This is a genomic window from Nonomuraea glycinis (assembly GCF_035920485.1).
GTDB lineage: Bacteria > Actinomycetota > Actinomycetes > Streptosporangiales > Streptosporangiaceae > Nonomuraea > Nonomuraea glycinis.
In genome coordinates, this window is the sequence record NZ_CP109166.1 from 8937057 (window position 1) to 8956999 (window position 19943).

Below are 19943 nucleotides of genomic sequence, written 5' to 3' on the forward strand. Positions count from 1 at the left end.
GATGCTCCCCTATCCGCGTGGTCGAAGCAGCTTGAAGGAGGCCGCGATCTCCTCGAACTCCGCGCCTCGCGCCGCGAAACAGCTCGACCGGCAGGTGATGAGCATGACGGAGACGGTGCTGCCCTGCTCGTCGAGGATGGCGGTGTGGTCGAACGTCTGGATCGTGGCGCCGATCTGATAGTTGAAGCGCACCCGGACCCCCCTCGCGCCGTTGTCGAGCAGGACCAGCCGATCGCTGATCGGCTCGAACCCGGTGAACAGCGGCATGCGGCCGGTGCTCAGCGCGTTCGTGACATAGGCGGTGCGCATCTCCTCCGTCACCGGAAGGATGAAGTCCCGCAGCCGGTCGAGCGAGACGGTGGCGCGCTGTTCCTCGGTGAGCTTGTGCACGGTGGCGTAGACGAACGGCGAGCGGGAGTCGAAGAGGTGGCCGATGCCCGGCTCCGGCGCCTGGTCGAAGGCCGTCGCCCAGACCCGCCGTTCACGCTGCAGGGCGGCCTGGGTGTCGGGCTGGTTGCCGCTCAGCGCCAGATCCAGCGAGGAGGCGTCGATCTGGGCGAAGGAGGCGGGAACCTTGAAGTAGGTGGTGCCGTCCCTGTCGCGTACATAGGTGAACTCGGGCCGTCCGCACGCGGACACCATGACAAGCGTGAGAAGCGTGACCAAGAGCGTGATCCAAGCCCGCGTCTGTCCCACCAGGGCTTACCTCCGCTTTACGGGGCAACGCCATTGTTGTGCCCGCTTTCTCGCCGTACGAGCCGTCCCGGCGACGAGAAATCTTGACCAAATCTTGGCCGTACTCTGTCTGGACCGTTACAGATCGTCTCGGGTCGGTCGGTAAGATCCGCTGGCAACTTCCGGACCAGGCATTGGTCAGCTGCGGGAAGTGGCGAAAGATGGGAGGACCCACCTTCGCATGACCGGAGTAGACATGACACATTCGGCAGTGGACTCCTACGGCATGACCGCCGAACGCGCCTTCACCGACCTCTGGTCGCGCGCCACGCTCCCGGCGAAGGGCCGCCGTCTGCTCCTGCTCGGCCTGCTCGTCGGCCAGGGCCTCGACGAGCAGGTGGACGTGCAGCTCGACGCCGGCCTGCGCACCGGAGAGCTGAGCGAGAGCGAGTTGCGCGAGGTCGTCGTCTTCTGCACCCACTACGCGGGCTGGTCACGAGGCGCCCGGCTCAACACCCGGGTCGAGGAGCTGATCGAACGTGTCAGGCGGGATCGATCCGATAGAGCGGACCCGCCAGGCTGAGCGCGTAGAGCTCGCCGTCTGGTCCCTCGCCGAACGACGAGAGCTGCTCCACCCGCCCGACCTCGGCGCCCTGGTCGAGCTCCTCGACCGGGGCGGCCTTGATCCAGCCGGCGCAGAAGTCTCCGTACAGGAACTGACCGCGTAGCCAGGCGATCTTCGCGCCTCGGTAGACGTAGCCGGAGATCACCGAGCAGGTGCCGCCGTCGTTCAGCGGGTAGACGATGACCGGATCAACGGGCTCGGCCGCCTTGCCCTCGCCGAAGCGTTCCTTGCCCTCGCGCACGTTCCAGCCGTAGTTCTCGCCGCCTTCGGACCCGGCCGGCTGGAAGTCGACCTCCTCCCACCGGTTCTGGCCGACGTCGCCGATCCACAGATCGCCGGTCTCGCGGTCGAAGCCGAACCGCCACGGGTTGCGCAGCCCGTACGCCCAGATCTCGCGCCGCGCGCCCTCCTTGCCGACGAACGGGTTGTCCTCGGGGATCTTGTACGGCTTTCCGCGCGGGTCGATGCGGAGGATCTTGCCGAGGAGGGTGCCGAGGTCCTGGCCGTTGCCCTGCGGGTCGCCGCCGCTGCCCCCGTCGCCGAGTGCGATGTAGAGATAGCCGTCGGGGCCGAAGGCGAGCTGGCCGCCGTTGTGGTTGGCGTAGGGCTGCCGCTGGGTGAGCACGTCGCGCCGGGCCGTGGCCTTCTTGCCGTCGTAGGCCCACTCGGTCACGTGGGTGGTGCCGGCGGTGTCGGTCCAGTCCAGGTAGAGCCAGCTTCCCGTGGGGTGGAACGCCACACCCAGAAGCCCCTGCTCGTTGCCGCCGCTCACCTCGTCCGACAGGTCCACGATCGTGTCGCCCGTGCTGGTGCGCAGCTTGCCGCTCTGCTCGGCGACGTAGAGCCGCCGGTCGTCCTTGCGCACCGCGAACGCCACCGGCCGGTCCAGCTCGGCGATCTTGGTGAAGCGAAGCTGCCCCGGGGTCACACGCTCGGCCGTCTCTTCCTCGGATGCCTCCTCCTCGGGCGTCTCCCCTTCAGGCGTCGTCCCTGGCGGTGCGGAGGCGGCAGGCGAGGTGGGCGCCGACGAGGTCACGGCCCCCTCCGGCGCGGCGGCGGAGCAGGCGGTCAGGGCGACGGCGAGGACCACCACGGCGAGGCGCACGCCGCTCATCCTTCCACGCCCGACCCGCACACAACAGATCCCGCGAACCCGCCCATGCCCGGCCCGGAGCGGTGGGTGCGGGCGACACGTCGGCGGGGGTCCGCGGCCGGTGTGGGGCGCGGTTAGAGTTCGGCCATGCCTACCGCACTGATCACGGGCGCGACCGCCGGCATCGGCGCCGCCTTCGCCCGGCGCCTCGCCGCCGACGGCTTCACGCTGGTTCTCGTCGCTCGTGACGAGAGCAGGCTCGCCGAGACGGCCGACCGGCTGAAGCTGAGATACGGCGTCTCCGTCGAGGTGCTGCCCGCCGACCTGGCCGGCGAGGACGGTCTGTCACGCGTGGAGGCACGCTGCCGTGAGGGCGTCGACCTGCTGGTCAACAACGCCGGCTTCACGCTGCTGGGCAGGTTCCCGGACAACCCGGTCGCCGAGGAGCTGCGCATGCTCAAGGTGCACTGCGAGGCGGTGCTGCGGCTCACGCTGGCCGCGCTGCCCGGGATGAAGGAGCGTCGCAGGGGCGCGGTGATCAACCTGGCGTCGGTGGCGGGGTTCTTCGCCAGCAGCTCGTACGGCGCGTCCAAGGCCTACGTGATCAACTTCAGCGAGTCCGCCGCGGCCGAGGCGCGGGGCGACAACGTCAGGGTGATGGCGCTCTGCCCGGGTTATGTGCGTACCGAGTTCCACCAGCGAGCCTCGATGGACATGTCGGGCACGCCGGGCTTCATGTGGCTCGACGCGGACCGGGTGGTGGGCGAGGCCCTGCGGGATCTGGCCCTGGGCAAGTGGGTCTCGGTCCCGTCCCTGCGTTACAAGGCCGTCGTGGCGGCCGGCAAGCTCTTCCCGCGCCGCCTGGTGAGCGAGCTCTCGGCCCGGTTCGGCCGCTGAGCCGTAATGAGGCGGGCCCTCGCCGCGGGAGGGGGTCGCGGTGAGGGCCCATGACGGCCGCGAGCGCAGGCTCGCGGCCGGGCACTGGAGGGTCGGTCAGCGGCCGATGTTGGCCGGGTGGCCGATGGACAGGCCGGAGTCCGTGTCGAAGAAGTGCAGGTTGTGCGTGTCCAGAACCAGGTCGATGGGCTGGCCGGAGCGCGCGTGGCTGCGGGCGTTGACGCGGGCGGTCCACAGCGACTTGTCGCCGACGAGCGGCAGCGCCGACTCGTCCTCGTCACCGGTGTCGGCGGCGGCGACGGTGTCCTTGTGCTCGACGGGCGGGGCGTCGATCAGGAACAGGACGTTGATCTCGGAGCCGAGCTCCTCGGTGACCTCCGCCTTGACCGACAGCGTGGTCCAGCCGTTGGCGTGGCTGCCGGCGGAGGTGGCGTCCTCGAAGTCCGACGGGCGGATGCCGAGGATGAGCTTCTTGCCGATGTACTGGTCGAGGCCGGGCTTGTCGGAGAAGGTGGAGGCCGGGATCGGCAGCTTGAGGTCGGCGAAGGCCACGTAGGTGGTGTCGCCGTCGCGGACCAGCTGGGCGGTGACGAAGTTCATCGACGGCGAGCCCATGAAGCCCGCGACGAACAGGTTGACCGGCGCGTCGAACAGGTTCTGCGGGGTGTCGACCTGCTGGAGAAGGCCGTCGCGGAGCACGCAGACGCGGTCGCCGAGGGTCATGGCCTCGACCTGGTCGTGGGTGACGTAGACGGTCGTGACGCCGAGGCGCTCGTGCAGCGTGTTGAGCGAGGCGCGCATGGAGACACGGAGCTTGGCGTCCAGGTTGGACAGCGGCTCGTCCATGAGGAAGGCCTGCGGCTCACGGACGATGGCGCGGCCCATGGCGACACGCTGGCGCTGACCACCGGACAGGGCGGCGGGCTTGCGCTTGAGGTAGGGGTCCAGGCCGAGCATCTTGGCGGCGTCGCCGACGCGCTGCTGGATCTCCGCCTTGGGCATCTTGCGGAGCTTGAGGCCGAAGGCGAGGTTCTCCTCGACCGTCATGTGCGGGTAGAGCGCGTAGTTCTGGAAGACCATCGCGATGTCGCGGTCCTTCGGCGGCAGGTGGTTGACCACCTTGTCGCCGATGGAGATCTCGCCGCCGCTGATGTCCTCCAGACCGGCGATCATCCGCAGCGCGGTCGACTTTCCGCAACCGGAGGGGCCGACGAGAACCATGAACTCCCCATCCTTGATCTCAAGGTTGAGGCCGTTCACCGCCTTCACGCCACCGGCGTAGATCTTGTCGACGTTGGACAGAACGATCGATGCCATGACAGTCCTTCGCGCTCAAGGGCGGGGCCCCTACGGTAATGCGGAGTTTCCACTCCCGTGGATACGTTTTCAAGCATCTCACCGGAAACCGGGTATTCCTGTCAAGGGCTACCGTGTGAGCAGCCGAAGCAGGCGCACCTCTTCTTCCGCCTGAATGGAAACTATGATGGAATCGTTTCCATGGAGAAGCGGGCGACGATCAAGGACGTGGCGCAGGCGGCGGGCGTGGGGGTCGCCACGGTGTCCCGGGTGCTGTCCGGCGGCTCGGCCAGCCCCAGCACCAGGGAACGGGTGCTGGCGGTCGCCGCCCAGCTCGACTACCGCCCCAGCGCGCTCGGCCGCAATCTGCGCCAGCGCCGCACCGGCGGCATGGGGCTGCTCGTGCCCGATCTCACCGACAGCTTCTTCGGCCGGCTCGCCGAAGGGGTGCTCGCCTGCGCGCGCTCGGCGGGCGAGCCGGTGGTGGTCGGCTCCACGGGCGACGACCCCGAGCAGGAGTCCGAGCTGATCGGGATGCTGCTGGAGCAGAGCGTGGACCGGGTGATCGCGGTGCCGTCGGGCGACGCCGACGCGTGGCGCCCGGCGATCAGGGCGGGCATGACGGTGATCTTCGCCGACCGGCTGCCCGCCGTCCCGCAGGACCCGGCCGCCGCCTCCGGCTTCGGGGATCTGATGCTCCTCGACGGCCTGGCCGCCGCCGCTCCCCCGCCCGCCCGCGCGCTCGACGCGCCCGCCGTCCTGGCGGACGACCGGGCGGGCATCCGTACGGCGGTCCGCTACCTATCGGGCCTGGGCCACCGGCGCATCGCCTTCCTCGGCGGCCCCGGCCACGATCGGCGGGTGGCGGCCTTCCGTGAGGCCGTGGGCGAGCCCGTGGACGAGGAGCTGATCGTGTTCGCCACCGGCAGCCGGGACTCCGCCTACGCCGCCGCCTCGGGCCTGTTCCAGAGCCGCCCCGACCTGTCGGCGGTGCTCGCGGGCGGCAACATGCTCGGCGAGGCGGCCGTGCTGGCCGCCCGGGAGCTGGACCTGCGGGTGCCCCAGGACGTGTCGCTGGTGATGTACGACGACGTGCCGTGGGCCGAGCTGTGCTCGCCACCGCTGACGGTGATCGCCCAGCCCGGCCGCGACATCGGTTACCGCGCGGCCGAGCTGGTGCTGCGGGCGGGCAGCAGACGCCCGCGCACCGTCGTGCTCCCTACGGAGCTCATCGTGCGCGGCAGCTGCGGCCCACGCCGCTGACCCACCTCACCCGCCGGCCTCAGCCCTCGGGCCGCCACAGAGCCTTGTACGGCCTCAGAGGACCTTCTCGATGGCCGAGATGACGCTCGGGTCCCCCGGCGTGGTGCGGGGGCGGAAGCGGGCCACCACGGCGCCGTCGCGGTCGACGAGGAACTTCTCGAAGTTCCACTGCACGTCACCGGCCACGCCCTCGGCGTCGGCGGCCTCGACGAGGCGCTCGTAGAGCGGGTGCCGGCCCGGGCCGTTCACCTCGCCCTTCTCCAGCAGCGGGAAGTCGACTCCGTACGTGGTCGAGCAGAAGGTCTGGATCTCCTCGGCGGTGCCCGGCTCCTGGGCGCCGAACTGGTTGCACGGCATGCCGACCACGCTGAGCCCGCGTGGGCCGTACTCCTGCTGGAGCTTGACGAGCCCGCCGTACTGGGGCGTCATGCCGCAGCGGGAGGCGACGTTCACGACGAGCACGGCGCCGTCGCCGGCCAGTTCGGCGAGGGTGGTGGGGACGTCCGCCAGGGTGCGGACCGGAATCTCTCGAACACTCATGGTCCGACCTTACGAGGTGCTCTGGCGGCACGCATGTGACAGAGTCCACAACTTTCCCATAAACCACCAGAACAACCCTAAATAGCGATCTTTACCTGTTACCTACTCTTTCATGGTCAATTCGCGATAAATGCGGCATGTCGTGCAGGGTGACGCGGTCCCCGATTCCTTTGAAAGGGAACCCGCATGCCCATGCTCCGCCGTACCAACGTCCTCCTGCTGAGCGCCACGCTCATGACGGCGGGCGGCGCCACGGCCGCACAGGCGCAGAGCTCCCGGACCGGCGCCACCAGCGCCGGCAGCACCACCACGACGGCCGCCAAGGCCGTCAAGAGAGCCGGCAAGAACAAGGCCATCGCCAAATCCATGGTGACCAAGCGCGGCTGGACCGTGGCCCAGTTCAGATGCCTGGCCAAGCTCTGGACCCGGGAGAGCGGCTGGAACCACCGAGCCGCCAACGGCTCCTCCGGCGCCTACGGCATCCCGCAGGCGCTGCCCGGCCACAAGATGGCCACCAAGGGGCGCGACTGGCGCACCAACCCACGCACGCAGATCGCGTGGGGGCTGAGCTACATCAAGCAGCGGTACGGCACGCCGTGTCGCGCCTGGGGCCACTTCCAATCCCACCACTGGTACTGATCCAAACCCCAGGCTTGGGCACGTTTCCCGGCAAGCCCGCACCAGCCAGGCGCCGGGCCGGGCCATCAAGGTCCAACGAGAGCGCCCTTTGTCGATAACGGTGCGACAAACACCTGTCCTTCGCGTGTCCCGGGTCATCACACAGAGTGACGACGCGTACTAGAAACCGGCTAGAGGACATGTCGTGGAGCCCTCCGGGCCGTCCGGTTCGCCGGACGGAAAACCGATCCCGGAGGGCCGCGCGGGCCCTGACCGTCCGAGCCACGGGCGGCAGCGACAGGGTGCCGGGGAAGCGAGAGCGCCCGCCCGCACACGACCCGACCGCGAGGATCGAGTTGAACAGCAAGAGCACGCTACACAGAGTAATCGTCACCTTCACCGCGTTCACCGCCGTGAGCGGGGTCGCGCCGACCACCTGGGCCGATACCGTGCCCGCCCACGTGCCCGCCCACGTGCCCGCCGACGTGCCCGTGAAAGCGCCCGCCGAGGCGCCCGCCGACGGGTCGGCCGAGTTCGGACCTCAGCACATCTGGGAAGCCCCGGTGGTGAGGACCGGCACCTGGCGGACCTCCGCGCGGCCACGCGTCGCCCACCGGCCGCAGAGCAGCAAGGGGTTCGCACTGGATCAAGTGGTGCAGCGGGCGTGGCCGCTGCGCGAGTTCCGGTGCCTGGACGCCCTGTGGACCAGGGAGAGCGGCTGGAACCACCGCGCCCACAACCCGTCGTCAGGCGCCTACGGCATCCCGCAGGCGCTCCCGGCGGGCAAGATGCGGGGAGCCGGCCCGGACTGGCGGCACAACCCGCAAACCCAGATCCGCTGGGGTCTGTCCTACATCAAGGGGAGGTACGGCAGGCCTTGCGGCGCCTGGGGGCACTTCAAGTCACACAACTGGTACTGAGACGACCGGCGAGGGCATCCGGCTCACCGGATGCCCTCCCGCCGCGCCGGATGCACGGCGATCGCCTGGATGAGCAGCTCGACCCCGAAGTCGAACTCGGCCTCGTGGTCACTGGCCCAGACGAGCGACGACAGCGCGCTCACCTCAGGGAACAACACGGGATCCACCTCCTCGGCGCTGAGCGCCGAGGTCCGCACGGGGGCGAAGGTGGGCGTCATCCCGACCTCGCGCAGCAGCGAGCCGACGATGAACGCGATGAACATCCGCAGCACCCGCACCGCGTCGACCCCGTCGAACCCGGCGCCGCGCAGTGTCGCCAGGGCCCGCTCGACGGGCAGCAGGCCGGCGTCGGAGTGGAGCTGCCGGGTGACGACGAGCAGGGTGGAGCGCGGGTGACCGTGCGCGATCTGCCGGAACGCGCGGGCCTGCGCCCGCACCCGGTCCGTCCAGTGCGCGTCGGGATCGTCAGTGAACTCGATCCCGCTCAGCACCGCCTCGGCCACGCCGTTCAGCAGCGCGTCCTTGTTGGGCACGTGGTTGTAGAGGGACATCACGCCCACGCCCAGGTCCGCCGCGACGCGCCGCATGGAGACCGCGTCGGCGCCCTCGCGCTCGATGAGGTCGATGGCCGCGGCGACGATGCGCGCCCTGGACAGGGGCTCGGAGCTCATAGCTCATTCTATGGACCACACGCCGGCCTCAGGAGCTCCCGTGGAAACGCCGGTGCGGGCTTCAGGCGGCCCCGTGGAAACGCCGGTGCAGCTCGCGCACCTCTGCCGCCAGCTCCGGCGCCGGCCCCTCCACCACCGCGTCCGGCACCACCTCTGCGACGGCCAGCGTCCGGACGGGCGGCGGCTCGACGCCCAGTTCGGCCAGCCACTCCCCCAGTTGCCGCGACGACGCGGCGTACACGATCCGTCCCAGCCCCACCCAGCCGTGCGCGGCCGCGCACATGGGGCAGTGCTCGCCGGAGGTGTACACGGTGGCCGCGGCGCGCTCGTCCGCCGTCAGGTTGACCGCCGCCCAGCGCGCCAGCTCGAACTCCGGATGCCTGGTCCGGTCCCCGGTGGCGACGACGTGGTTGTGGTCCTCGGCCAGCACCTCGCCGGCCGCGGAGACCAGGACGGAACCGAACGGCTCGTCGCCCGATTCGACGGCCTGTGTTGCCAATTGGACACATCTGCGCAGGTGACGAAGGTCTGACTCATTCATACTGACACCCTTCCACGGGAACGTCAGGGGTCGGTTCCCATCGCGCCACGACATGCTCACCGACGCCCACGCTTCCAAAAATCGGTTGATCGGCCGTATTAGCCTTACAAGGATGCCTCCTGATACGCGTGCTCTTCGTCGTCCCCTGCTCAAAAACAACTCGCTCTGGCGGCTGAGGCCCTATCTCCGCCCCTATGTGGTCAGGCTGGTCCTCATCTGGCTGGCCGCGATGGTCGGCATCGGCGCCAGCATCGCCCTGCCCCTCGTGGGCGAGCAGGTCGTCGACGGTCCCGTGCGTGACGGTGACGGCGGCGCGCTGCTCCTGCTCGGCTCGATCGCGCTGGGACTGGGCGTGCTCGAAGCGCTGCTGATCTTCCTGCGCCGCTGGTCGCAGATCAAGCCCGTGCTCGGGCTGGAGACCGCCATCCGCGACGATGTGTACGCCCACCTGCAGCGGCTGCCGATGAGCTTCCACGGCGACTGGCAGTCCGGACAGATGCTGTCGCGGATCACCACCGACCTGTCGACGATCCGCAGGTTCACCGGCTTCGGCATGCTCTTCCTGGTCATGAACATCCTGCAGCTCATCGTGGTCACCGCGCTGCTGCTGAGTAAGCACTGGCCGCTCGGGCTGCTCGTGGCGGCCTCGGCGGTGCCGATCGTGATGCTGTCCATGCGGTTCGAGAAGCGCTACATCAAGATCTCCCGCCAGGTGCAGGACGAGCAGGGCGACCTCGGCACGTTCGTCGAGGAGTCGGCGATCGGCATCCGGACCATCAAGGCCTTCGGCCGCCGCCGCCATGTGTACGAGAGCTTCGACAAGGCCGCGGTCAAGGTCTACGACACCTCCATGGACAAGGTGCGGCTGTCGGCCCGCTTCTTCACCTTCCTGGAGGTGATCCCGAACTTCACGCTCGCGCTGGTGCTGCTGGTGGGGGCGCTGGCGGTCGGGCAGGGGCAGCTCACGCTGGGCGCGCTGTTCGCGTTCACCACGCTGGTGCTCCAGCTCGTCTGGCCGATCGCGAGCCTCGGCTACATCCTGGCCATGGCGCAGGAGGCGATGACCTCCGCCGACCGCGTGATGGAGGTCATGGACATGGTGCCGTCGATCACCGGCGGCACCGGCCGGATCGAGCGGCCACGTGGCCATCTGCGCTTCGAGGGGGTCGGGTTCCGCTTCCCCGGCGCCGACCGGCCGGTGCTGCACGACGTCTGGCTGGAGGTGCGGCCGGGCGAGACGGTCGCCGTGGTGGGCGCCACCGGCGCCGGCAAGACGACGCTGACCGCCCTGGTCCCCCGGCTGATCGACCCCACGGCCGGCCGGGTCACGATCGACGGGCACGACGTGCGCGACCTGGCGCTGCCGGAGCTGCGCTCGGTGGTGGCGACGGCGTTCGAGGAGCCGACGCTGTTCTCCATGAGCGTGCGCGAGAACCTCACCCTCGGCCGCCAGGACACCACCGAGGAGGAGCTGGCCGGCGCGATCCGCACCGCCCAGGCCATGTTCGTGTACGACCTGCCCTGGGGACTCGACACCCGGATCGGCGAACAGGGCCTGTCGCTGTCCGGCGGCCAGCGGCAGCGACTCGCGCTGGCGCGGGCCGTACTCAGCAAACCCAAGATCCTGGTGCTCGACGACACACTGTCGGCGCTCGACGTGGAGACCGAGGCGCTGGTGGAGAAGGCGCTGCGCGAGGTGCTGCGGGAGGCGACCGGCATCGTGGTCGCGCACCGCGCCTCCACCGTGCTGCTGGCCGACCGGGTGGCGCTGCTGGCCGACGGCGCGATCACGCACGTGGGCCGGCACCAGGACCTGCTGAACGAGGTGCCCGCCTACCGTGCGCTGCTGGCGCAGGACGCCGACCTCGACCCCTCGGAAGGAGCCCTGCGTTGACCAGCCCGACGACCACCCCGACCCCATCGACCGGCTCGTGGCGCGGGGTGGCCTCCGAGGATCAGGACGAGCTGTCGGACAAGGTCAGCGGACTGCTGCGGGTACGCTCCCGCAGGCTGCTCGGCGACCTGCTCACCCCGCACCGCAAGGCCATCGCGCTGCTCACCGCGGTCATCGTCGTCTCCAACGCGGCCGGGCTCGCCATCCCCTACCTGGTCAAGGTGGGCATCGACGAGGGCATCCCGCCGATGCTGCGCGGCACCGGACCCGGCACCCTGCTCACCGTGGTGGGCGTCATCCTCGCCGCGGCCGTCACCCAGGCGCTCACCCGGCAGGCGTTCCTCACCATGTCGGGCCGGATCGGCCAGGACATCCTGCTGGAGCTGCGCAGGCGGGTGTTCGACCACTTCCAGCGGCTGTCGCTGAGCTTCCACGAGAAGTACACCTCCGGGCGGGTCATCTCCCGGCTCACCTCCGACATCGAGGCCATCGCCGAGCTGCTGCACTCCGGCTTCGACGGCCTGGTCACCGCGGTGCTGACGATGTTCGGCACAGCCGCGCTGCTGCTGGTGCTGGACTTCCATCTCGGGCTGGTGGCGTTGATCCCGCTGCCGCTGCTACTGCTGTTCACCCGCTGGTTCAGGCGGCAGTCGGCGATCGTCTACCGGCGCACCAGGGAGACGGTGGCGCTGGTCATCGTGCACTTCGTCGAGTCGATGACCGGCATCCGCGCGGTGCAGGCCTTCCGCAGGGAGCCGCGCAACCAGGAGATCTTCAAGGAGCTGAACGACGACTACCGGGACGCCAACGTCCGGGCCATGAAGCTCATCGCGATCTTCATGCCGGGCATCAAGCTGATCGGCAACGTCACGGTAGCGGGCGTGCTCTTCTACGGCGGCTGGCTGGCCTTCCACGGCGAGGTCACGGTCGGCGTCCTGACGGCCTTCCTGCTCTACCTGCGCGGGTTCTACGAGCCCATGCAGGAGATCAGCCAGTTCTACAACACGCTGCAGTCCGCCAGCGCGGCCCTGGAGAAGCTGTCGGGCGTGCTGGAGGAGGAGCCGGTGGTGCCGGAGCCGCGCGAGCCCACCCCGCTGCCCGCGCCGCGCGGCACGGTGCGGTTCGAGGGCGTCAGGTTCGCCTACGTGGAGGAGATGCCGATCCTGCCGGGCCTGGACCTGACGATCCCGGCGGGGCAGAGCGTGGCGCTGGTCGGCTCCACCGGGGCCGGCAAGACGACACTGGCCAAGCTCATCACCCGCTTCTACGACCCGACGGCCGGACGGGTGCTGCTGGACGGCGTCGACCTGCGCTCCCTGGACGAGACGACGTTGCGCGCCGCCGTGGTCATGGTGACGCAGGAGAACTTCCTGTTCAGCGGCACGGTCATGGACAACATCACGTTCGGCAGGCCGGACGCCACCGAACGGGAGGTGCGGGAGGCGGCCAGGGCGATCGGCGCGCACGAGTTCATCTCGGCGCTGCCCGACGGCTACCGGACCGAGGTGGGCAAGCGCGGCGGCCGGATGTCGGCGGGACAGCGCCAGCTCGTCGCCTTCGCCAGGGCGTTCCTGGCCGACCCCGCGGTGCTGATCCTGGACGAGGCCACCTCCAGTCTGGACGTGCCCAGCGAGCGGCTGGTCCAGCGCGCGCTGCGCACGATCCTGTCGGACCGTACGGCGCTGATCATCGCGCACCGGCTGTCCACCGTGGAGATCGCCGACCGGGTGCTGGTCATGGAGCGGGGCAAGATCGTCGAGGACGGGCCGCCCGGCGATCTGATCACCGCCTCGGGCCGCTTCGCCGACCTGCACCAGGCCTGGCAGGACAGTCTCAGCTGAGTCAGTGAGGGAAGGCCACCGCCGCCATCACCCGGTAGAGCTCGTACCCCACGGCCACCACCAGCGGCAGACCCAGGGCGAGCATCAGCCGGGCCCGCGGTGCCCGCGGCGCGGGCACCCGCCCCGCCTGGGCGGGGATCACGGGGATCCGCGCCTCGGGCACCGGCTCGGGCGCGGGCACCAGCTCCGGGTGCCGGCTGAGGTAGCCGGGCGGGAACGAGGTCGTCTGCTGGCAGCCGCACCGCGGGCAGACGCTGTCCGACCAGGGCGGCTGCACGGCCACGCCGTTGCTCAGCCAGATCTCGCCCTCGCGGCCGCGGGTTCCGCTCAGCCGCCGGACGGTGTATTGCACCTCCCAGACGTGTCGGCAGCACAGGCATGCGTACGGCCAGAGCTGATGCGTGTCGAGTTCGTCGCGCACAAGATCACCCCCGGATCAGGGATCGCCACCGCCACCGAGTGTGCGCGCGGTGCCACATATCTACAAGGGCGGCCTTGTGCGACCATGAGTTACTAAAAGGTCACTATCAGTGTCAGGCCGGGAGCCAGCGGTTCCGGGCCGGGACCGGGCTGCGCAGCGGAGTGTCGTCGGCGGGGCGCGACTCGGCCGGGATCAGCTCGGGATGGCGGGCGAGATAGCCGGCCGGGAACATGGCCGTCTGCTGGCAGCCGCACCGCGGGCAGACGACGTTCGACGAGGGCGGCGGCACGGGCACACCACCCTGCAGCCAGATCTCGGTCTCGGTGCCGTCACGGGCGTCGACGAGCCTGACGAGATAGTCCTCTTCCCAGACGTGCATACAGCTGCGGCACTCGAAGGGCAGGGTCCGGTGATCTTGTCTCATGAGGTCACCTCCTCACTTTCGAGTGTCCGCCCTCTTTCCCCAGGTCCGCAACCCAGTTTTCCTCAGGTCCGCAACCCAGCGCGACTCAGGTCCGCGGTCATCGGACGGTCAGGACGAGGACGAGCGCGCCGGCGACCACCGCGAGCGTGCCGAGCCAGGCGAACAGCGCGTCCAGCCCGTTGTTCAGCGGCGTGCCCGCGTGCAGGGCGCGCTGCGCACGGCGGAACCGTGCCCCCGTCCTGATCAGCAGGACCGCGCCGCACAGGGCGGCCAGCGCGAAGCCGGCGACGGCCGGCGGGGGCAGGCCGGCGCCCGCCGCCAGTCCGGCGCCTCCCAGGCCGCCGGTGGCCAGCGTCACCGCGGTGCGCACCCAGGCCAGCCGGGTCCGCTCGCTCTGCAGCCCCGTGTCCCAGACCTCCTGCGACATCTCTAGGCCGCCAGCAGGATGAGCACCAGGGCCAGCACGGCCACGGCGGCGACGCCGAAGCCGAAGACGGGCGCCAGCGCGGGCGGCGGGAGGGAGGTCTGCTGGCGCAGCGCGCGCTGGATGCTGCGCCAGCGCGGATAGGCCATGCCCGCGGCCAGCGCGGAGAGCGTGACGAGCACGACGGCGAGCGTGGTGCGCAACCAGGGGACGAACACGTCGGCGGGCACCGCCGCCATGGCCACCCCACCCGCGCTGAGCGCCAGGGAGGTGCTCAGCCAGGTGAGGAAGGTGCGTTCGTTGGCGAGAGTGAAACGCGGGTCGGGCTCCATGAGAGAACGGTATTTCGCAGCCATTCTCCCTAGAGATATGGGGTTGATAACCGCTGTGGTTCGTATCAGTGTTCGTCAGTCTTCATCTGGGAATCTGGCGCAGCGGGAGGCCGAACGCTCCTACGGCATCCCCGACGACCGGCTCACCCCGGCGTTGTCGTGGTGGAGCGTACGGTCGCCGGGAGTGGCCCGGAGACCCGAAACGGACGTGGAGCCGACCATAAGACCCCGCCTGGCGGGGCAGGTGGCCGTGAAACGTCAGCCCCGCACCGGGCATCTGTTGCCCGGATCAGACGGGGACCTTCGCCTGCATCGGCCGAATCACTGACAACCCTCGAGACTCAGTGAACGGATCAGCCTGTGCAGGCCTGGGCGACCTTCTCCACGTAGGCGGCCGTGTCCGTGCCCACCTTCTGGGTGGCGTCGACCACGTCGTTGACGCTCTGCACGTTGATGCCGGACAGGGTGGCGGCCAGGTCGTCGGAGGCCTGCTTGATCGTGGTGTTGGCGGCCTGGTCGGCGACGTCGTTGAGCTTGGCGGCCGTGTCGTCGAGCGCCTTCTCCATGGCCTGTGGGTCATTGGCCAGGCTGGCGAGCTGGCCCGTCAGGTCGGCGACGATTTTCGGTGCCTCCAGGCAGGCCTGAGCCTTGTCGATGGTGGAGTTGACCTCGGAGCATCCGGTGACGAGCACGAACGCGGAGAGGGCGGCAAGGGACGCGAACCGGGTATGAAGGCGACGCATGACCCGACCCTACCCAACGCGCCCGCGCCCCGAGGCGCGCGGAAACCCCGTGGAACACGAGGCTGCCGAACTCGGCCCGGCGGGCGTTCTAGGATCGATGCCATGGCTATGTGTGAGCATCTTTCCCAGGCGGACGACCCTGCGGCGCGGACTCCGGAGGGGTGTGAGGAGTGCCTGGCCGCCGGTGGCCGGTGGGTGCACCTGCGGCGCTGCCTGGAGTGCGGTCACATCGGGTGCTGCGACTCCTCGCCCGCCAAGCACGCGACCGGGCACTACCGCGCCACGGGGCATCCGGTGGTGCAGTCGTTCGAGCCCAACGAGGCCTGGCGGTGGTGCTTCGTCGACAGCGCGATGGGCTGAGGCGCGGGCATCACCACTCGCGGCGGTCGCCCCGGTCGTCGTACTGCTGGTCGGGGCGGAGCCGCTCGCCGGTGGAGAACATCGGGTCGCCCACGTAAGGGCGGCTCAGGTCCGCGTCGGGGCTCCGGTAGGGGTCGGGCTGCTGGCCCAGCGCCAGCAGCGGGTCCACCGGGTTGGGCGGGGTCCGGCCGTCCGCCTGGCCGTAGTGGTCCTGGCCGTAGGACGGACTCTGCCCGTACGTGGCCTCCGGGCTGCCGAGGAACGGGTCCTGACGCCGGCCCGCGCCCGGGATGCCGTGCATCGGGGTGCCGAGACCGGGCGTCGCGGCCGGACCGGCGGGCGGCGGGCTCTGCAGGGGCTGACTCTGCGGGGGCGGCTGCTGCCGGTAGTGGCCCTGACCGCCGTAGGAGTCCTGGCCGCCGTAGGAGTCCTGGGCGCCGAAGGAGTCCTGAGCGCCGTACGCGTCCTGACCGCTGTAGGAGTCCTGACCGCCGTAAGGGTCCTGCGCGCTGTACGGGTCGGGCTGCCTGGACGGGAACGGCTCCGGCCGGGGGGCGGCGTAGGTCTCGCCGGAGTGGTAGGGCTCGGCGGCCTGGGAGGGGAAACCGAGCGGGTCGGTCGTCAGAGGCGCCTGGCGCCGCCTGTCGTCCGGCATCTGGTAGACGGGCCCGCCCGTGCCCGCCTGGCGCTCCTCGACGTACTGAGGGCCGGTGAAGGGCTCGGCGGGGGGCGGCTGCTGGACGTACTGCGGCCCGGAGAGCGGGTCGCTGTAGCCGCCGTCGGTGTACTGCGGCCCGGAGAAGGGATCGGGGCTCGGGTCGGCGAACGGCTGCGGGGCGCCGAAGCGGTCGGCACCGCCCTGGTCGGCGTACTGAGGACCGGTGAAGGGCTGGCGCTGCGGGATGGCCGTGCCCCTGGGCGGGGTCGTCTCGCTGTAGGAGGCCACCAGCTTGTCCTGGTGGGGCGGCGTGGGAGTGCCCCGGGCCACCAGCACGTCGTTGGGCGCGAGCGCGGCGGTGGGCCGCTCATCCTGCGGCGGCGGCGGCTGCACCGGGTTCGGCGGGCGCTGATACTGGCCGGTGCCGGGGATCACCTCGGTGCCGGCCTCCTGGTCGGGCATGGCGGGCTGGTCACCGGAGGCCTCGGTGAACCCCTCGTCGAGGGTGTCGAGCAACCGGCCGACATCACTCATCGGCATGCGGAAGCTCGCGGTGCACATCTCTCCCCGCCACAGGCTGAGGACCAGGGTGCCCTCATGCCAGGTGACCCGGAGGCACCGCTCCTGGCCTCGGGCATCGAAGAACACTTCGCCGAACGACGGCAACGGGACAACTTCCGACATGGCAGACATTATTGCTTCAACCAGCCTTTATCCGTCCACTCAACCCCGGAAAACCCTACCTAACCGGACTTCCCCTCCCCATCGGTGACCCCTGTGGCCCCATCAGCGCGACTGGTCGACCGGTTGGAGTTCCGATCGCCCAGTGTGCCATGCGAGGCGGCGAGGGTGCCCGGGAACGTCGGGATGCGTTCGGCCGATCACTCGGCGTTCGGCGCGGCCACCCCGGAATGCGGGTAGCGTTTACTGCCGTGCCGGACTCCCATCTCCCGACCGCGGATGCACTGCTCAGCATCGCCGTCGACGCTCTCGGAGGCAGCGAGCGGCAGGGCCAGATCACGATGGTGAAGGCCGTGCAGCAAGCCATCGACGACGCCGAGCACCTGGCCGTCCAGGCGGGCACGGGCACCGGCAAGTCGCTGGCTTACCTGGTGCCGTCCATCCGGCACGCCATGGACACCGACACCCCCGTCGTGGTGTCGACGGCCACGATCGCGCTGCAACGCCAGCTCGTCGACCGCGACCTGCCCCGGCTGGCGGAGGCGCTCGCCAAGGAGCTGCCGCACGAGCCGACCTTCGCCATCCTCAAGGGCCGCCGCAACTACCTGTGCCGCTACAAGGCCACCGCGGGCTGGCCCGAGGAGGACGAGCAGGACCAGCTCTTCGACCCGCGCGAGGTCGGCGCGACCGGCCGGATGGTCCAGCGCATCCAGGAGTGGGCCGACGAGACCGAGACCGGCGACCGCGACGAGCTGGTGCCCGGCGTCAGCGAGCAGGCCTGGCGGCAGTTCTCGGTGAGCGCCCAGGAGTGCCTGGGCGCCGGCCGCTGCCCCAGCGGCGCCGAGTGCTTCGCCGAGCTGGCCAGGGCGCGCGCCGGCGAGGTCGACGTGGTCGTCACCAACCACGCGCTGCTGGCCATCGACGCCATGGGGGACATGCCCGTCCTGCCCGAGCACGAGTTCGTGGTCGTCGACGAGGCGCACGAGCTCGTCGACCGGGTGACCTCGGTGGTGACCGGCGAGCTGTCGGAGACCTCCGTCTCCCTGGCCGTGCGCCGCGTCGGCCGCCTGATCGACCAGCCGGTCGCCGACCAGCTCCAGGAGGCGGGCGAGGACCTCAAGGCGCTGCTGTCCGCGGCCCCGCCCGGCCGCGTGGACGAGTTGCCGGAGGTGCTCGGCCTGACGCTCGCGCTGGTGCGCGACAGCGCCGCCCGCTGCCTGACCGCGCTCGGGCCGCGCGGCGGCGACAAGGACGATCCCGACAAGGCGGGCCAGCGCAAGGCGGCGTTCACTGCCCTTGACGAGGTGCACGACACCGCGGTGCGCATGCTGGAGGCCTACGGGCACGCCGCCGAGACCGACAGGTCCGAGGTCGTCTGGCTCGACGGCGCCACCGACCGGCGCCCGCCCATGCTCCGCGTCGCGCCGCTCAACGTGGGCGGCATGCTGCGCGACAAGCTCTTCGGCGACCGCACCGTGGTCCTCACCTCGGCCACGCTGGCGCTCGGCGGCACGTTCGACGGCATGGCTCGCCAATGGGGCCTCGGCGACAAGGGCTGGCAGGGCATGGACGTCGGCTCCCCCTTCGACCACCCCCGCGCCGGCATCCTCTACGTCGCCAAACACCTCCCCCAGCCCGGCCGGGACGGCCTCCCGCAGGCCTACCTCGACGAGATCACCGAGCTGATCGAGGCCGCCGGCGGGCGCACCCTGGGCCTGTTCTCCTCCATGCGGGCCGCCAAGGCGGCCACCGAGGCCCTGCGCGACCGCCTCAAGGTGCCCCTGCTCTGCCAGGGCGACGACTCCACCATGCTGCTGGTCAAGCAGTTCGCCGAGGACGAGGAGACCTGCCTGTTCGGCACCCTGTCCCTCTGGCAGGGCGTGGACGTCCCCGGCCCCTCGCTGCGCCTGGTCATCATCGACCGGGTGCCCTTCCCCCGCCCCGACGACCCGCTCACCTCGGCTCGGCAGCGGCACGTGGCGGCCAAGGGCGGCAACGGGTTCATGACCGTGGCCGCCACCCACGCCGCTCTGCTGCTCGCCCAGGGCACCGGACGTCTCCTGCGCTCCCAGCAGGACAAGGGCGTCATCGCCGTCCTGGACCCCCGGCTGGCCACCGCCCGCTACAGCGGCTTCCTGCTGGGCTCGCTGCCGCCGTTCTGGCGCACCACCGACCCGGCCGTGGCCCGCGCCGCGCTGACCCGCCTGTCCACGGAGTCCTGAGCGTTCCCGTGGTGGGAGGTCAGGACTCCCAGTGGGAGAGTTCGGGGCGTTTGGGGGCGAGGCCGTCGCCTGAGGAGATGCCGCGCAGGCGGCGGCTCATCCAGGGCACCAGATACTCGCGCATCCACTGGGCGTCCTCGCGGCGCCTGACGCGCGGGTCGACGGCTCGGTCCGGCCACACCTTGTGCCAGTCGTCGAAGGGCACGCCAAGGACGTCGAGGACCCTGGCCGCCACCAGGCGGTGGCCGTCGGCGTTCATGTGCAGGCGGTCCTCGCTCCAGGCTCGCCAGTCGCGCAGCCCCTGCATCGACCACTGATCCACCAGCCGGCATCCGTAGAGGTCGGCGATGGATCGTACATGCAGGTAGAAGATGGCGAAGCGGCCGCGCAGGCGGCGCATCAACGGCATGTCGCGCGGGTCGACGCCGGTGAAGAGCAGCACGTCGGCGCCGCTGGAGCGGAGCTCGCGGACGGCGGCGGTGAGCTTCTTGGCCATCACGTCGGGGTCGCTGCCGGGGCGCAGCAGGTCGTTGCCGCCGGCGCAGAGGCTGACCAGGTCGGGAGCCATCTGGACGGCGAGCGGGACCTGCTCGGCGACGATCTGGTCGAGCAGCTTGCCGCGCACCGCGAGATTGGCGTAGCGGAACGACGAGTCGTCCACCGCGAGCCGTTCCGCGACCCGGTCGGCCCAGCCGCGGTAGTGGCCGTCGATGCCGGGGTCGTTGAGCCCTTCGGTGAAACTGTCACCGAGGGCCACGAAGGAGCCGTAATGCCTCATGACCTGCTGTTCATCTCCGCTTTCCG

22 protein-coding genes are annotated in these 19943 nt (G+C 70.4%); 9 read left to right on the plus strand and 13 right to left on the minus strand.

From position 1 onward, the window contains the following. Positions 1-9: 9 nt before the first annotated feature. Complete coding sequence (locus tag OHA68_RS42090; protein ID WP_327105232.1) at positions 10-666, minus strand: hypothetical protein; 657 nt, start codon at positions 664-666, stop codon at positions 10-12. A gap of 265 nt (positions 667-931) precedes the next feature. Here OHA68_RS42090 and OHA68_RS42095 point away from each other — a divergent pair, with 265 nt between their 5' ends. Further along, positions 932-1258: a carboxymuconolactone decarboxylase family protein gene (locus OHA68_RS42095; RefSeq protein ID WP_327105233.1), complete on the plus strand. Its 327-nt coding sequence runs from the start codon at positions 932-934 to the stop codon at positions 1256-1258. Here the strand turns inward: OHA68_RS42095 and OHA68_RS42100 are convergent. Beyond that, positions 1218-2405: a PQQ-dependent sugar dehydrogenase gene (locus OHA68_RS42100; protein WP_327105234.1), complete on the minus strand. Its 1188-nt coding sequence runs from the start codon at positions 2403-2405 to the stop codon at positions 1218-1220. The genes OHA68_RS42095 and OHA68_RS42100 overlap by 41 nt on opposite strands. Positions 2406-2540: 135 nt before the next feature. Here OHA68_RS42100 and OHA68_RS42105 point away from each other — a divergent pair, with 135 nt between their 5' ends. Next, positions 2541-3290 carry an SDR family NAD(P)-dependent oxidoreductase gene (locus OHA68_RS42105; protein ID WP_327105235.1) on the plus strand — a complete coding sequence of 250 codons (750 nt, stop codon included), beginning with the start codon at positions 2541-2543 and terminating at the stop codon, positions 3288-3290. A 96-nt stretch (positions 3291-3386) separates the two neighbouring features. Here OHA68_RS42105 and OHA68_RS42110 read toward each other — a convergent pair whose 3' ends face one another. Then, a complete protein-coding gene (locus tag OHA68_RS42110; RefSeq protein WP_327105236.1) occupies positions 3387-4607 on the minus strand; it encodes an ABC transporter ATP-binding protein in 1221 nt (406 codons plus the stop codon). Positions 4608-4787: 180 nt separating this feature from the next. Between OHA68_RS42110 and OHA68_RS42115 the strand changes: the two genes are divergently transcribed. Then, the gene (locus OHA68_RS42115; protein ID WP_327105237.1) at positions 4788-5849 is read left to right on the plus strand and encodes a LacI family DNA-binding transcriptional regulator; all 1062 of its coding nucleotides are present in this window, start codon (positions 4788-4790) and stop codon (positions 5847-5849) included. 54 nt (positions 5850-5903) lie between these two features. Here OHA68_RS42115 and OHA68_RS42120 read toward each other — a convergent pair whose 3' ends face one another. Continuing rightward, a complete protein-coding gene (locus OHA68_RS42120; RefSeq protein WP_327105238.1) occupies positions 5904-6389 on the minus strand; it encodes a glutathione peroxidase in 486 nt (161 codons plus the stop codon). 186 nt (positions 6390-6575) lie between these two features. On the opposite strand from OHA68_RS42120, the gene OHA68_RS42125 reads away from it, so the two are divergent. Both OHA68_RS42125 and OHA68_RS42130 read left to right on the plus strand, forming a co-directional pair. Further along, positions 6576-7028, plus strand: coding sequence for an aggregation-promoting factor C-terminal-like domain-containing protein (locus OHA68_RS42125; protein WP_225278114.1), 453 nt, complete (start codon positions 6576-6578; stop codon positions 7026-7028). 335 nt (positions 7029-7363) lie between these two features. After that, entirely contained in the window at positions 7364-7927 is a 564-nt protein-coding gene (locus OHA68_RS42130; protein ID WP_327105239.1) for an aggregation-promoting factor C-terminal-like domain-containing protein, read from the plus strand. Positions 7928-7950: 23 nt separating this feature from the next. On the opposite strand, the gene OHA68_RS42135 is transcribed toward OHA68_RS42130, so the two are convergent. Next, complete coding sequence (locus OHA68_RS42135; RefSeq protein WP_189143932.1) at positions 7951-8598, minus strand: TetR/AcrR family transcriptional regulator; 648 nt, start codon at positions 8596-8598, stop codon at positions 7951-7953. 61 nt (positions 8599-8659) lie between these two features. Then, a complete protein-coding gene (locus OHA68_RS42140) occupies positions 8660-9139 on the minus strand; it encodes a nucleoside deaminase (protein ID WP_189143931.1) in 480 nt (159 codons plus the stop codon). Between the two features lie 112 nt (positions 9140-9251). On the opposite strand from OHA68_RS42140, the gene OHA68_RS42145 reads away from it, so the two are divergent. After that, positions 9252-11033 (plus strand): ABC transporter ATP-binding protein, encoded by a 1782-nt coding sequence (locus tag OHA68_RS42145; protein WP_327105240.1) that lies wholly within the window; start codon positions 9252-9254, stop codon positions 11031-11033. After that, positions 11030-12874, plus strand: coding sequence for an ABC transporter ATP-binding protein (locus OHA68_RS42150; RefSeq protein ID WP_327105241.1), 1845 nt, complete (start codon positions 11030-11032; stop codon positions 12872-12874). Before OHA68_RS42145 ends, OHA68_RS42150 begins: the two co-directional genes overlap by 4 nt. Position 12875: 1 nt before the next feature. Here OHA68_RS42150 and OHA68_RS42155 read toward each other — a convergent pair whose 3' ends face one another. The 5 genes from OHA68_RS42155 to OHA68_RS42175 all read right to left on the minus strand — a co-directional run bounded on the left by OHA68_RS42155 (position 12876) and on the right by OHA68_RS42175 (position 15218). Then, the gene (locus OHA68_RS42155; RefSeq protein WP_327105242.1) at positions 12876-13295 is read right to left on the minus strand and encodes a hypothetical protein; all 420 of its coding nucleotides are present in this window, start codon (positions 13293-13295) and stop codon (positions 12876-12878) included. Positions 13296-13407: 112 nt separating this feature from the next. Beyond that, on the minus strand, positions 13408-13719 hold the full coding sequence (locus OHA68_RS42160) for a hypothetical protein (protein ID WP_189143927.1): 312 nt from the start codon (positions 13717-13719) through the stop codon (positions 13408-13410). 97 nt (positions 13720-13816) lie between these two features. Next, a complete protein-coding gene (locus OHA68_RS42165; RefSeq protein WP_189143926.1) occupies positions 13817-14146 on the minus strand; it encodes a DUF202 domain-containing protein in 330 nt (109 codons plus the stop codon). A 2-nt stretch (positions 14147-14148) separates the two neighbouring features. After that, positions 14149-14475 (minus strand): YidH family protein, encoded by a 327-nt coding sequence (locus OHA68_RS42170; protein WP_327105243.1) that lies wholly within the window; start codon positions 14473-14475, stop codon positions 14149-14151. Between the two features lie 353 nt (positions 14476-14828). Beyond that, entirely contained in the window at positions 14829-15218 is a 390-nt protein-coding gene (locus tag OHA68_RS42175; RefSeq protein WP_327105244.1) for a hypothetical protein, read from the minus strand. Between the two features lie 102 nt (positions 15219-15320). Here OHA68_RS42175 and OHA68_RS42180 point away from each other — a divergent pair, with 102 nt between their 5' ends. After that, positions 15321-15578 carry a UBP-type zinc finger domain-containing protein gene (locus tag OHA68_RS42180; RefSeq protein ID WP_189143922.1) on the plus strand — a complete coding sequence of 86 codons (258 nt, stop codon included), beginning with the start codon at positions 15321-15323 and terminating at the stop codon, positions 15576-15578. Between the two features lie 10 nt (positions 15579-15588). Here OHA68_RS42180 and OHA68_RS42185 read toward each other — a convergent pair whose 3' ends face one another. Continuing rightward, entirely contained in the window at positions 15589-16920 is a 1332-nt protein-coding gene (locus OHA68_RS42185) for a hypothetical protein (protein WP_327105245.1), read from the minus strand. A gap of 227 nt (positions 16921-17147) precedes the next feature. Between OHA68_RS42185 and OHA68_RS42190 the strand changes: the two genes are divergently transcribed. Beyond that, positions 17148-19139 (plus strand): ATP-dependent DNA helicase, encoded by a 1992-nt coding sequence (locus OHA68_RS42190; RefSeq protein ID WP_355041422.1) that lies wholly within the window; start codon positions 17148-17150, stop codon positions 19137-19139. A gap of 19 nt (positions 19140-19158) precedes the next feature. Here OHA68_RS42190 and OHA68_RS42195 read toward each other — a convergent pair whose 3' ends face one another. Then, positions 19159-19917: an SGNH/GDSL hydrolase family protein gene (locus tag OHA68_RS42195; protein WP_327105247.1), complete on the minus strand. Its 759-nt coding sequence runs from the start codon at positions 19915-19917 to the stop codon at positions 19159-19161. Between the last annotated feature and the right edge of the window lie 26 nt (positions 19918-19943).

Bases quoted from the DNA above. Each gene is read 5' to 3' on its own strand.
- OHA68_RS42095 (WP_327105233.1), top strand. From the start codon at position 932: ATGACACATTCGGCAGTGGACTCCTACGGCATGACCGCCGAACGCGCC.
- OHA68_RS42105 (WP_327105235.1), top strand. From the start codon at position 2,541: ATGCCTACCGCACTGATCACGGGCGCGACCGCCGGCATCGGCGCCGCC.
- OHA68_RS42110 (WP_327105236.1), bottom strand. From the start codon at position 4,607: ATGGCATCGATCGTTCTGTCCAACGTCGACAAGATCTACGCCGGTGGC.
- OHA68_RS42115 (WP_327105237.1), top strand. From the start codon at position 4,788: ATGGAGAAGCGGGCGACGATCAAGGACGTGGCGCAGGCGGCGGGCGTG.
- OHA68_RS42120 (WP_327105238.1), bottom strand. From the start codon at position 6,389: ATGAGTGTTCGAGAGATTCCGGTCCGCACCCTGGCGGACGTCCCCACC.
- OHA68_RS42125 (WP_225278114.1), top strand. From the start codon at position 6,576: ATGCCCATGCTCCGCCGTACCAACGTCCTCCTGCTGAGCGCCACGCTC.
- OHA68_RS42135 (WP_189143932.1), bottom strand. From the start codon at position 8,598: ATGAGCTCCGAGCCCCTGTCCAGGGCGCGCATCGTCGCCGCGGCCATC.
- OHA68_RS42140 (WP_189143931.1), bottom strand. From the start codon at position 9,139: ATGAATGAGTCAGACCTTCGTCACCTGCGCAGATGTGTCCAATTGGCA.
- OHA68_RS42145 (WP_327105240.1), top strand. From the start codon at position 9,252: ATGCCTCCTGATACGCGTGCTCTTCGTCGTCCCCTGCTCAAAAACAAC.
- OHA68_RS42160 (WP_189143927.1), bottom strand. From the start codon at position 13,719: ATGAGACAAGATCACCGGACCCTGCCCTTCGAGTGCCGCAGCTGTATG.
- OHA68_RS42165 (WP_189143926.1), bottom strand. From the start codon at position 14,146: ATGTCGCAGGAGGTCTGGGACACGGGGCTGCAGAGCGAGCGGACCCGG.
- OHA68_RS42170 (WP_327105243.1), bottom strand. From the start codon at position 14,475: ATGGAGCCCGACCCGCGTTTCACTCTCGCCAACGAACGCACCTTCCTC.
- OHA68_RS42175 (WP_327105244.1), bottom strand. From the start codon at position 15,218: ATGCGTCGCCTTCATACCCGGTTCGCGTCCCTTGCCGCCCTCTCCGCG.
- OHA68_RS42180 (WP_189143922.1), top strand. From the start codon at position 15,321: ATGGCTATGTGTGAGCATCTTTCCCAGGCGGACGACCCTGCGGCGCGG.
- OHA68_RS42185 (WP_327105245.1), bottom strand. From the start codon at position 16,920: ATGTCGGAAGTTGTCCCGTTGCCGTCGTTCGGCGAAGTGTTCTTCGAT.
- OHA68_RS42190 (WP_355041422.1), top strand. From the start codon at position 17,148: ATGCGGGTAGCGTTTACTGCCGTGCCGGACTCCCATCTCCCGACCGCG.
- OHA68_RS42195 (WP_327105247.1), bottom strand. From the start codon at position 19,917: ATGAGGCATTACGGCTCCTTCGTGGCCCTCGGTGACAGTTTCACCGAA.